General features: G+C 62.8%; 10 protein-coding genes. 6 read left to right on the plus strand and 4 right to left on the minus strand.

The window, feature by feature from the left end:
- Positions 1-4: 4 nt before the first annotated feature.
- Together C2L65_RS28360 and polA are read right to left on the minus strand one after the other, a co-directional pair.
- Positions 5-1,351: an NAD(P)/FAD-dependent oxidoreductase gene (locus C2L65_RS28360; RefSeq protein WP_042316554.1), complete on the minus strand. Its 1,347-nt coding sequence runs from the start codon at positions 1,349-1,351 to the stop codon at positions 5-7.
- Between the two features lie 249 nt (positions 1,352-1,600).
- Positions 1,601-4,342 carry a DNA polymerase I gene (polA, locus tag C2L65_RS28365; RefSeq protein WP_042316556.1) on the minus strand — a complete coding sequence of 914 codons (2,742 nt, stop codon included), beginning with the start codon at positions 4,340-4,342 and terminating at the stop codon, positions 1,601-1,603.
- A gap of 1 nt (position 4,343) precedes the next feature.
- Between polA and C2L65_RS28370 the strand changes: the two genes are divergently transcribed.
- Positions 4,344-5,087 (plus strand): LOG family protein, encoded by a 744-nt coding sequence (locus C2L65_RS28370; RefSeq protein WP_007733054.1) that lies wholly within the window; start codon positions 4,344-4,346, stop codon positions 5,085-5,087.
- Between the two features lie 60 nt (positions 5,088-5,147).
- On the opposite strand, the gene C2L65_RS28375 is transcribed toward C2L65_RS28370, so the two are convergent.
- Entirely contained in the window at positions 5,148-6,083 is a 936-nt protein-coding gene (locus tag C2L65_RS28375) for a transcriptional regulator GcvA (protein WP_042316558.1), read from the minus strand.
- 98 nt (positions 6,084-6,181) lie between these two features.
- On the opposite strand from C2L65_RS28375, the gene C2L65_RS28380 reads away from it, so the two are divergent.
- Together C2L65_RS28380 and C2L65_RS28385 are read left to right on the plus strand one after the other, a co-directional pair.
- Positions 6,182-6,790 (plus strand): chromate transporter, encoded by a 609-nt coding sequence (locus C2L65_RS28380; protein WP_042316560.1) that lies wholly within the window; start codon positions 6,182-6,184, stop codon positions 6,788-6,790.
- Entirely contained in the window at positions 6,787-7,317 is a 531-nt protein-coding gene (locus C2L65_RS28385) for a chromate transporter (protein ID WP_042316562.1), read from the plus strand. The genes C2L65_RS28380 and C2L65_RS28385 overlap by 4 nt, the downstream gene beginning before the upstream one ends.
- 792 nt (positions 7,318-8,109) lie before the next feature.
- Here C2L65_RS28385 and C2L65_RS28390 read toward each other — a convergent pair.
- Entirely contained in the window at positions 8,110-9,636 is a 1,527-nt protein-coding gene (locus tag C2L65_RS28390) for an AMP nucleosidase (protein ID WP_042315626.1), read from the minus strand.
- 219 nt (positions 9,637-9,855) lie between these two features.
- Here C2L65_RS28390 and C2L65_RS28395 point away from each other — a divergent pair, with 219 nt between their 5' ends.
- The 3 genes from C2L65_RS28395 (at position 9,856) to C2L65_RS28405 (ending at position 12,238) form a co-directional block, all read left to right on the plus strand.
- Entirely contained in the window at positions 9,856-10,263 is a 408-nt protein-coding gene (locus C2L65_RS28395; protein WP_035999458.1) for a hypothetical protein, read from the plus strand.
- Between the two features lie 167 nt (positions 10,264-10,430).
- Positions 10,431-11,402 (plus strand): homoserine kinase, encoded by a 972-nt coding sequence (locus tag C2L65_RS28400; protein ID WP_042315598.1) that lies wholly within the window; start codon positions 10,431-10,433, stop codon positions 11,400-11,402.
- 20 nt (positions 11,403-11,422) lie between these two features.
- A complete protein-coding gene (locus C2L65_RS28405) occupies positions 11,423-12,238 on the plus strand; it encodes a BPSS1780 family membrane protein (protein ID WP_007582654.1) in 816 nt (271 codons plus the stop codon).
- Positions 12,239-12,351: the final 113 nt, after the last annotated feature.

The raw sequence follows: 12,351 nt of genomic DNA on the forward strand, positions 1-12,351 counted from the left end.
AGGTTCAGTGCAGCTTGACGCGCGGCAGCGTGGTGCGCCGCAGCCAGTGCGCAAAGGTATCGAGCACCATGCGCGCATAGCCGTGCAGCGCGGCGATATGCAGCCGGTACAGCGACATGTACATGAAGCGCGCGAACAGCCCTTCGATCAGCATGTTGCCGCCGATCACGCCGCCCATCAGATTGCCCACGGCGCTGAAATGCCCAAGCGACACCAGCGAGCCGAAGTCGCGATACGTGAACTCCGGCAGCGGCCGGCCTTCGAGGCGGTTGCCGAGCGCCCGCAGCAGGAAGCTCGCCTGCTGATGCGCGGCCTGTGCGCGCGGCGGCACGTTGCGTTCGTTGCCGGGCCACGCACACGCGGCACAATCGCCGAGCGCGAAGACGTTGTCGTCGATCATGGTCTGCAACGTGGGACGCACTTCGAGCTGACCAAGCCGGTTCACGGGCAGACCGTCGAGCTGGCTCAGCACGGCTGGCGCCTTGATGCCCGCCGCCCACACGGTCAGGTCGGCGCGCACCGTCTTGCCGCTCGCCGTACGCACGACGCCCGGCGCGACTTCTGCCACCGTCTCGCCGACCATCAGCTTCACGCCGAGCTTTTGCAGCAACTCGGACGTGGCCGTCGATACGCGCTCCTGAAGCGCCGGCAGAATGCGCGGCCCGGCCTCGATCAGCACGATGCCGACATCGTGGCGCGGATCGAGCTTGTGCAGCCCATACGCGGACAACACCTGCGCCGTATTGCGCAGTTCCGCCGACAATTCGACACCCGTCGCGCCGCCGCCGACAATCGCGACCTGGATGCGCGGCTCCGTCGACGTCGTGCCGGGATTCGTTTCGACGGGTTCGTGTGCCTGATGCTCGGCGCGCATGCAGGCGGCGATCAGCCGCTTGCGGAAGCGTTCGGCCTGGTGAACGGTATCGAGCGCGAGCGAATATTCAGGCGCGCCCTTGACGCCGAAGAAATGCGTCGTACTGCCGATCGCAATCACCAGCGTGTCGTATTCGAGAACCCGTTCGGGGAGCAGTTCGGCCCCGTCCTCGTCGAGTACGCGGCCAAGTCTGATGGACTTAGCCGTGCGGTCGAGCGCCACCAGTTCGCCCTGCTGGAATTCGAAGCCATGCCAGCGCGCCTGCGCCGCGTATTCGAGTTCCTGGGTGAACGGGTCCATGCTGCCCGCCGCCACCTCGTGTAGCAGCGGCTTCCAGATATGCGTCGGGTTGCGATCGACCAGCGTGACCTGCGCGCGCGGCTCACCGCCGCTCTTTCGGCGCGCATAGCGATCGCCGAGCCGTGTCGCCAGCTCCAGGCCTCCCGCGCCTCCACCTACGACGACAAAACGATGCATCAGAACTCTCCGTATTGACCGATAAAGCTGTGCGTCGATGCGGCGCGCGTGCGGCCGCTGTGTAATCGCGTAGTGTCGATTGTCGGCGAGCAATGGGACAAGTCACAAGCCTGTCAAAACATAACTGTGACATGCGAGCGACGTTATCCCATTGACCTGAAGAAGCAACAATGTTGTGTCAGTGTGGCATGAAAAGCATGACTGACATGTCAGTGTGCCCTCCCAAGCCTCGATGTGCGCTCAGTGCGCTTAGTGCGCTTCCTCCCAGTTTGCGCCCGCGCCCACGTCGGCGACGAGCGGCACCTTCAGTTGCGCGACGCCGCACATCAATTCCGGCAAGCGCTTACGTACGTCGGATAGTTCGTCGTCCGGCACTTCGAGAATCAGTTCATCGTGGACCTGCATGATCATGCGCGTGCGGATGCCCGACTCCTCGATCCACTTCTGCACCGCGATCATCGACAGCTTGATCAGATCGGCGGCCGTGCCTTGCATCGGCGCGTTGATCGCGGCGCGCTCCGCCGCCTGACGGCGCGGACCGTTGCCGCCATTGATCTCGGGCAGCCACAGGCGGCGGCCGAACACGGTTTCGACATAACCCTTCATCTTGGCGCTCGTCCGCGTGTTCTCCATATACGCGGCAACGCCGGGATAACGTGCGAAATAACGGTCGATATAAAGCTTCGCCGCATCGCGCGTGATGCCGAGATTCGACGCGAGACCGAACGAGCTCATGCCGTAGATCAGGCCGAAGTTGATAACCTTCGCGATGCGCCGCTGATCGTTCGATACTTCGAGTGGCGTCACGCTGAACACTTCGGATGCCGTGGCGCGGTGGATGTCCTCGCCCTGCTTGAACGCGCGCAGCAGCGCTTCGTCGCCCGAGATATGCGCCATGATGCGCAGCTCGATCTGCGAGTAGTCCGCCGACACCAGCTTGTGTCCCGGCGGCGCGATGAACGCTTCGCGAATGCGGCGGCCTTCGCCCGTGCGCACGGGAATGTTCTGCAGATTCGGATCGTTCGATGCAAGGCGGCCCGTCACGGCAACAGCCTGCGCATAGTTCGTATGCACGCGGCCCGTGGCGGCGTTGACCATGCGCGGCAGCTTGTCGGTGTAAGTCGACTTGAGCTTCGACAGGCCGCGATGTTCGAGCAGGACCTTTGGCAGCGGATAGTCTTCCGCGAGTTTTTGCAGCACTTCTTCGTCGGTGGAAGGTGCGCCGCTCGGCGTCTTCTTGATGACGGGCAATTCGAGCTTCTCGAAGAAGATCTGCCCGATCTGTTTCGGCGAGCCGAGATTGAACTCACCGCCTGCGAATTCATACGCCTGTTTTTCGAGTTCGACCAGACGCGTCGCGATCTCGTTGCTTTGTACGCGCAGCTTTTCCGCATCGATCAAGACGCCGTTGCGCTCCATCTTGCGCAGCACGCGCGACGTCGGCACTTCGATGTTGCGGTACACGTGATCAAGCTGCGCTTCCGCGGCGACCTGCGGATACAGCGTCTGATGCAGACGCAACGTGATGTCGGCATCTTCGGCTGCGTATTCGGCGGCCTTGTCGAGCGCGACTTCGTCGAAGCCGATCTGCGATGCGCCCTTGCCCGCGACGTCTTCGTACTTGATCGTCTTCAGTCCGAGGTGACGCAGCGCGAGGTTGTCCATGTCATGCGGACGATGCGATTCGAGTACGTACGACTGCAACAGCGTGTCATGCTCGATGCCGTCCATCACGATGCCGTAGTTCGCGAGCACCTGCTCGTCGTACTTCAGATGCTGGCCAACCTTCTTTTTGTCCGCGCTCTCGAGCCAGGGCTTGAGCTTCGCGAGCACTTCGTCGCGCGGCAATTGCACGGGTGCATCCGGCCCGCGATGCGCGAGCGGAATGTACGCGGCCTTGCCCGCTTCGACCGCGATCGAGATGCCGACGATCTGCGCCGTCATCGGATCGAGCGACGTGGTCTCGGTATCGAACGAGGTGATCTCAGCGGCGTTGATCTTGTCGAGCCATGCGTCGAACTGCTCCCACGACTGCACGGTGTCGTACTCATGCTCACCATCGACGGTCGGCGCGGGCGGCACATCCGTCTCGGGCCCTTCGACGGCATCGGCAATTTCCACTTCGCGCAGCCACGTCTTGAAGCCGCTACGCGTAAACACGTCGCGCAGTTCTTCGCGCGACTCGGGGCGCGTAGCAAGCGTTTCTTCGAACGAGTTGATCTGTGCCGTCAGATCGCAATCCGTATCCACCGTGACGAGCTTTCGTGCCATAGGCAGGAAATCGAGCGCGCGTCGCAGATTGTCTCCTACCGCACCTTTGATTTCATCGGCGTGTGCGACGATGCCATCAAGGGTTTCAAATTGCGTGAGCCATTTGATCGCTGTTTTCGGGCCGCATTTTTCGACGCCGGGTACGTTATCGACGGTATCGCCGATCAGCGACAGATAGTCGACGATGCGCTCGGGCGGTACGCCGAACTTGCCCACGACGCCTTCGCGGTCGAGCTTCTCGTTCGTCATCGTATTGATGAGGGTGACATGATCCGTCACGAGTTGCGCCAGATCCTTGTCCCCGGTGGATACGATCACGTTCATGCCGCGCGCCTCGGCCCGCTTCGCGAGCGTGCCGATCACGTCGTCGGCCTCGACGCCTTCGATCATCAGGAGCGGCCAGCCGAGCGAACGCACGGCCACGTGAATCGGCTCGATCTGCTTCGAGAGATCGTCGGGCATCGAAGGACGGTTCGCCTTGTATTGCGGATACCAGTCGTCGCGAAACGTCTTGCCTTTGGCATCGAACACGCACGCGCTATACTCTGCCGTAACCTCCTTGCGCATACGACGGAGCATGTTGATGATCCCGTAGAGCGCTCCCGTTGGCGCACCATCGGGACCACGCAAATCAGGCATCGCATGGTAGGCCCGGTACAGATAACTCGAACCGTCAACCAATAGCAGGGTCTTACCTTCCAGGTTCTGTTCTTCAGGCATTATGACTAAGAGAAAAGTGATTCCGAGTCTGCGATCGCTCGCAGATCAAGAGCGCGCAACAGCCAAGAAGGCCCGCGCATCGTGGCAGATGTTCACGATTATGGCAGAGTTTATTGAGGCGACCGAGTACCTGTCGGAGATTCGCCCGGCCGTGAGCATCTATGGTTCGGCGCGTCTGAAACCGAACTCGCCGTACTACAAACTGGCCACGCAGATCGCGCGCAAACTGTCCGACGCGGGCTTTGCCGTGATCTCCGGCGGCGGCCCCGGCATCATGGAAGCGGCCAACAAGGGCGCCCATGCGGGCAAGGCGCCGTCGGTCGGCCTGAACATCGAGTTGCCGCATGAGCAGTCGGGCAATCAGTGGCAGGACATCTCACTGCGCTTCCGTCACTTCTTCACGCGCAAGGTCACGTTCGTGAAGAACTCGGATGCCGTCATCGTGATGCCGGGTGGATTCGGCACGCTCGACGAACTGGCTGAAGTGCTCACACTGATTCAAACCAAGAAGTCGCGGCACGTGCCCATCATTCTGGTCGGCGCGGAGTTCTGGAAAGGACTGCTGGGCTGGTTCGAATCGCAACTGGTGCCGATGGGCCTCATCAATCCCGGCGACATGAACCTGATGCAGGTGATCGACGATCCCGACCAGGTGCTCGAAGCGGTGCTCGCGTTCTATGAAGAGCGCGAAGAACAACCCGAACAACAGCCGAAGTCGGACGAAGACCGGATGTTCTATCTGTGAGCTTCTGACGCGATTGCGTCGCGGATGCGTGCTGTATGGAAGCCGCGTCCGCGATGCGCGCTATCGCGTCGCGACGCGCTGCTTCACACGTGCTTTCTCTGGCGCGTTTTCTTGCTTCATTTCCTTCGCCTGCGCTTCGAGCCAACGGCAGAACTGCTCGACGAGCGGCGCATTCGCCACCTCGCGCCGCGCGACCCACCAGTAGCCGCGCGCATCGATGCGCGGCCCTTCCAGCGGCGTCACCAGCCGGCCTGACGCGAGTTCGTCATCGAGCAGCGGCATCGGTCCGAGCGCGACGCCCAGTCCATCGACGGCCGCCTGCAAGGCCAGATAGAAATGGTCGAACGACTGTTTCTTGCGGCACTTCGCCTTGACGCCCGCCGCCTGCAGCCAGTGATGCCACGCGTCCGGCCGCGTATCCGAATGCAACAGCACATGGCGCGCGAGGTCGTCGGCGGTATGGATGGGCAGGCGTTGCAAAAGCGCCGGACTGCATACGGGAATCTCGCTTTCGTCGAGGAACTGACCGCTCGCGCAATTCGGCCAGTGCGCGGGCCCGCGCCGCACGGCAACGTCGAAACTGTCGAGCCTCTCCACGGGCTCGTTCGATGTCGCGAGCCTCAGCTCGACGTTCGGCGCCATCCGCTGAAACTGCGACAGACGCGGCAACAGCCACTTCATCGCGAAGGTGGGTAGCGCATTCACGCGCAGCACATGCACGACGCCCGTGTCGCGCAACTGGTCGGTCGCGGCGGCGATGCTGTCGAACGCGTCCTGCACCTTCGACAGATAGCGCCGGCCGTCTTCCGTGAGCCGCACGCGCTTGCCGTTGCGATGAAACACCTGCACACCGATCCACGCCTCGAACGCAGCCACCTGCCGGCTGATTGCACCGTGCGTCACATGGAGTTCGTCGGCGGCTGCCGTGAAACTGTTGTGCCGGGCCGCGGCCTCGAAGGCGCGCAGGGCCGGGAAAGGGGGAAGCTTGCGGTTCATCCTTGTGATTCTAGATCACAAAGACTTGCCCAAGAAATCGTTTTGAGCGAACGGCAAACGGCGTTAACCTTCACGGCTTGTACTGGATAGTGAACGTCATGGATCAGCACCCCGACGCGCCGGAGCACGCGCCCGCTCCGACCACGCGTGAAATCTTCATGGGCTTTCTGGGCCTCGGCCTGACGTCGTTCGGCGGCGCGCTGCCGCTCGCGCGGCGGACCATCGTCGACCAGCACCGCTGGCTCACCGCCGCCGAATTCACCGATCTGCTCGGCCTGTGCCAGTTCCTGCCGGGCGGTAATGTGATCAATCTGTCGGTGGCGCTCGGCATGCGGTTTCGGGGTTTGCGCGGCGCACTCGCGGGCATTCTCGGTCTGATCGCCGGGCCGTCGCTGGTGGTGATCGCGCTCGGCGTGCTTTACGAGCACACGCAGAACGATCCGCACATCAAGCATCTGTTCGCCGGACTGGCGGCATCTGCGGCGGGATTGCTGGTCGCGATGGCCGTCAAGATCCTGATGCCGTTGCGCCACGATCCGCGTGCCGCGGCGATCGCTGCGCTCGGCTTCGTCGCGATTGCGCTGCTGCGCTTCCCGCTGCTGCCGACGATGCTCGTGCTGACGCCGCTCAGTATCTTCCTCGCGTCGCGCGTGGCCAAAGCCGAAGCGGTTGCCGAATCGTCACAGCCGAACGAGGTGTCGAAATGATGGAAACGCTGATCGCTCTTGCCGTCATCTTCAGTCAGTTATCGCTGCTCGCATTCGGCGGCGGCAACACGATCCTGCCGGAGATGCAGCGGCAGGTCGTCGAAGTGCATCACTGGATGCCCGCCAGCGAGTTCAGCGCGCTGTTCGCGCTCGCGCAGGCTGCGCCCGGTCCGAACATGATGGTCGTGACGCTGGTCGGTTGGCACGTGGCGGGCTGGGCTGGAATGCTGGTGACATCGGTGGCGAAGTTCGGGCCGTCGTCCATCGTGACGATTCTCGCGATGCACGCTTGGAACCGCTTCAAGGACCGTCCGTGGCGGCGCGTCGCGCAGAAGGGTCTGGTGCCCGTTACGGCGGGGCTGGTCGCGGCGAGTGCGCTGCTGATCGCGCGGTCGTCGGATACGTCGTGGCTCGCGTGGATCATCACCGGTGCATGCGCGGTGCTCGCGTTCAAGACGCGCATTCACCCGTTGTGGTTGCTGGGAGGTGGGGCGGTTGTGGGGCTTGTTGGGCTGGCGTACGTGTGAGGTGAGTGCGCTGCCCCTGTGCGCGGTGGTACCTGGTTTTTTGGTTTTTTGGTTGTCTGCGACGCTGGGTGGTTTGCTTGTTTTGTCGTTGGCATCCGCGATTTGTTAGCGTGCTTCAAGCGTCGCCCCTGTGCGGGGCGGCACCTACTTTTCTTTGCCGCCGCAAAGAAAAGTAGGCAAAAGAAAGCGGCTCACACCGCCAGTTCTTCTTCCTGCCTGAGGGCCCCCAAAGGGTCTTACGCTTCATACGGCAGCGATTTTGTCGGCGTGTGTTGCCAACGCTTTGAATTGACGCCTCACCCGCTTCGAATGCTCGCGCACGGGCTAGCGGCAGCGAATGGTTGGCGCCGCCCAGGTGGCAAACTGTGTGTAGGCCGTAGTACCCCACACGCCTCACTCCGGACCAATAGCGCAGGCGTTCCACCCTGTAAGAGCGCTAAGCTATACGACGCGACAACCTACACACAGTTTGCCACCTGGGCGGCGGTGGAATGCCTGGCACGGCGTGCTGCAACGCGGGTGCGTGAAGCGGGTGATGCGCTGGCTTGGAGCGTTGGCAACTAACGCGGAACAAGCAGATTGCCGTGTGAGGTGAGGGACCGGTTGAGGGCCCTCAGGCACGAAGAAATGTTGGCGGGGTTAGCCGCTTTCTTTTGCCTACTTTTCTTTGCGGCGGCAAAGAAAAGTAGGTGCCGCCCCGCACAGGGGCGACGCTTGAAGCACGCTAACAAATCGCGGACGCCAGCGCAAACACAAGCAAACCAAACCGACCGCGCCGCGAAGGCAAAGCGCCTACTGAAACGCCACTTCCGCAAAACTCCGCAACTTCCGGCTATGCAGCTTATGCAAGCCATTGGTGCGCAAAATCTCCATAGCCTTCACGCCAATCTGCAAATGCTGATCGACCTGCGCGCGATAAAACTGATCAGCCATACCAGGCAACTTCAGCTCACCGTGCAACGGCTTATCCGACACGCACAGCAACGTGCCATAAGGCACCCGAAACCGAAACCCATTCGCGGCGATAGTCGCACTTTCCATATCGAGCGCAATAGCCCGGCTTTGCGACAGACGCAGCACCGGCTCGCGATGATCGCGCAATTCCCAGTTGCGGTTATCGACGCTCGCCACCGTACCCGTGCGCATCACGCGCTTGAGTTCGGCGCCGTCGAGCTGCGTGACCTGCGCCACCCCTCGTTCAAGCGCAACCTGCACTTCGGCCAAAGCCGGAATCGGCACCCACAGCGGCAAATCGTCGTCCAGCACGTGATCCTCGCGCACATAGCCGTGCGCAAGCACGTAGTCGCCAAGACGCTGCGTATTGCGTAGCCCCGCGCAGTGCCCCAGCATGATCCACGCATGCGGACGCAGCACGGCGATGTGATCGGTGATCGTCTTCGCATTCGACGGCCCGACGCCGATATTGACCATCGTGATGCCGCTGCCGTCCGCGCGCTTCAGGTGATACGCGGGCATCTGCGGCAGGCGCGGCGGCGCATGGCCCTCGTCCTCCTGCTCGCCGAGATTCGCGTTGTACGTGATCACGTCGCCGGGCTCGACGAACGACGTGTACTCGCTGCGGTACGCGCGCAGATCGGCGTCGTCGGTCTTCGTCATCATCGTGCGGCCAAGCTTCACGAATTCGTCAATATAGAACTGATAGTTCGTGTACAGCACGTAGTTCTGGCAATGCGTCGGCGAAGTCGCCGTGTAGTGCTTGAGCCGGTGCAGCGAAAAGTCGACCCGCGCCGCCGTGAAGAGCGCGAGCGGATGCGGCTCGCCCGGCAGCGGCTCGTACGTGCCGTTGACGATGCGGTCGTCGAGGAGCGCGAGATCGGGCGCGTCGAACACGTCGCGCATCGCCAGCAGACGCTCGCGGTCCAGATCGCCTTCGAGGTGAATGCCTTCGGCGAACGCGAAGTGAATCGGAATGGGCTGGTCGGACACGCCCACTTCGACCGACACATGATGGTTCTTCACCAGCAGGCGCAATTGCTCGCGATAGTAATTGCCGAACAGATCGGGCCGCGTCACCGTGGTTTCAAACACGCCAGGACCGGCAACAAAGCCATACGAACGGCGCGAATCGACGTGCGTGTTGGTCTCCGTGCGCACGCGCACGAACGGATAGCAGGCGCGCACGCGCCGGTCGAACGGTTCGTTGCGGCGATAGCGCGCGAACGCATCGCGCAGGAACGACGTGTTCGCTTCATAGATGGCGGAGAGGCGCGTAACGGCGTCGGCGGCATCGCCGAAGGCCTCGGTCGGGAACGCGTTTGCGGGCATATGCACCGCGCGTTGATTGGTCTCGTAGTTCATCTTCGCTCGCCTCGATTGATGCAACGACATTACCACGGAACCCGTGCTTTTCGATGAAGACGGGCCCGCGCATCGCGGGTTTGCGTGTTGTCTCGCACGCAGGGTTGCCCTTTCTGCAGGCCGCGCGGGAAGCGCGCAAAATAAGGCTATCGCCCGTTGTTCATGTCCGTGAGCAGCAGTGGATTTGCTAGAATTGGGCCACCTAATCGGAGAAACACCATGAAGCCGCTCTTCCCCGTCGCCGTTGCGCTGATGCTCGCCGTCAGCGGCGTCGCGATGGCTGCCCAGCCTGCCCCGTCCGCGCAAGAGGCGCAGGCAGCCGCAGACGCCCAAGCCGCCGCCAACGAACGGGCCGGCCTGCCGGATCTGAGAGCGATCAACCGCCCTGCGGCCGAAGTCAGCTCGAAAGTCGAGATCAACCAGCCGCGCACGCCGAGCTTCCACGAACGTAGCGGCAACGGCACCGAAATCACCGAGTACCGCGACAAGGGCAAGCCCGTCGAAATCGACGTGCGCTCGAACTTCGGCACGCGCTACCAGATGAGCGCGCCGACCGATACGTCGCCGCGCGTGTACGAATCCGGCAAGCCGCCCGCGCGCCTGCCGTCCGTGAACCTGCATTACTGATCGCCCCGAGCCGGCGCGCTGCCTCAGCAGGCGCGCGCCGGCCCGCTTCAAGCCGATCCGCCGGCCCGAACGAGTCCAGCGTGGATCGCAACAACGCTTTCAGCCCGCTTTCCCCGACCTCGTACTGGCGTATTGCCAGCCGACCAACCTGATCCGACGCCCCACGCATGGCCGTATTCACCGCTGTCACCGAAGCCCAACTCGCAGATTGGATGCGCCACTACGATCTCGGCGAAGTCGTCGAATTTCGGGGCATTACATCCGGTATCGAGAACAGCAATTTCTTTCTGACGACCACGCGCGGCGAGTACGTCCTCACGATCTTCGAAAAGCTCACGGCGCAGCAACTGCCGTTCTATCTCGATCTGATGCGTCATCTGGCGTCGCACCGCGTGCCCGTGCCGGACCCGATGCCGCGCGACGACGGCGCGCTGTTCGGCATGCTCAACGGCAAGCCCGCGACCATCGTCACGAAGCTCGACGGTGCGCCGGAACTCACGCCCGGCGTCGCGCACTGCGTCGAAGTGGGGCAGATGCTCGCGCGTCTGCACCTGGCGGGACGCGACTTCGCGCATCACCAGCCAAACCTGCGCAGCCTGCCGTGGTGGCAGGAGACGGTGCCGGGCGTCGTGCCGTTTTTGACGGACGCGCAGCGCACGCTGATCACGGAAGAACTCGCGCATCAACAGGCGTTCTTCGCATCGGCGGACTATGCGTCGCTGCCCGAAGGCCCGTGCCATTGCGATCTGTTCCGCGACAATGTGCTGTTCGCGCATGCAGCGCCCGGCACGCATCATGAAGTGGAACTCGGCGGCTTCTTCGACTTTTATTTCGCAGGCTGCGACAAGTGGCTCTTCGACGTCGCCGTGACCGTCAACGACTGGTGCGTTGACCTCGCGACCGGCAAGCTCGACGACGCGCGCGTCGACGCGCTGTTGCGCTCGTATCAGACCGTGCGCCCGTTCACTCCCGCCGAAAACCGGCACTGGGGCGACATGTTGCGCGCGGGCGCGTACCGTTTCTGGGTGTCGCGCCTGTATGATTTCCATATGCCGCGCGCCGCCGAACTGCTCAAGCCGCACGATCCGGGTCATTTCGAGCGCATCCTGCGCGAGCGCCTTGCGGGCGCCGCACTCTAGACCCTAGGCATCCATACCTCATGCAACTGATCGAAGTTCCGGCGAAAACCGGCTATGTGTGGTTCCGGCAAGGCATCTGGCTGTTTCGCAGGAACCCGCTCGCATTTCTGACGCTGTTCTTCGCGTACCTGCTCGCGATGACGGCGATCTCGCTGATTCCCATCATCGGCGGCGTGCTGCCGCTCATGTTGATTCCAGGCATCGCCGTCGGCTTCATGTCGGCGTGCCGCGATACGATCGCCGGCAAGCCGGTGCTGCCCACCATTCTTGTCGACGGTTTCCGCTCGTACGGCGGCCAGGTGTCGAAGCGCCTGCTGCTGCTCGGCGTGCTGTACATCATCGCGATGGCGATCGTGCTGATGGGCTCCGCGCTCGCGGACGGCGGCATGCTGCTGCGTCTGATGATCAGCGGCGAATCGATGCAGCCGGAAGCCGTCGCCAATAGCGATATACCGCTCGCCGTGCTGACGGCGCTTGCGTTCTACGTGCCCGTCGCGATGCTGTTCTGGTTCGCACCCGTGCTCGCCGCGTGGCACGATGTGCCGACCATCAAGGCGATGTTCTTCAGCATCGTCAGTTGCTGGCGCAATCGCGGCGCGTTCATCGTGTATGGCGCGCTGTGGTTCGCGGTAGCGACGACGGTCTCGTTCGGGTTGTCCGCGCTGCTGCAGGCACTTGGCGCGGGCGAGCTCGCGCTGGTGATCCTGATGCCCGCGTCGATCATCGTCACGACGATGCTCTACTGCTCGTTCTACGCGACGTATCGCGGCTGCTTCGGCGTGCAATCGCCCGGCCAGCCGTTGCCGCCCGCTCCCACGTCTTCGTCGTCTACCTGAACGGTTCCGCTTTCCGGGTCCGCGCCGCGCATGCGGCGCGGATTTTCCGCGCTCGCGTGTGAAGCATCGATGCATCGCGCCGCTTTTTTGCGGCACAATAGTTTGCACGCAAT

This window comes from Paraburkholderia terrae, from assembly GCF_002902925.1.
GTDB classification, from domain to species: domain Bacteria; phylum Pseudomonadota; class Gammaproteobacteria; order Burkholderiales; family Burkholderiaceae; genus Paraburkholderia; species Paraburkholderia terrae.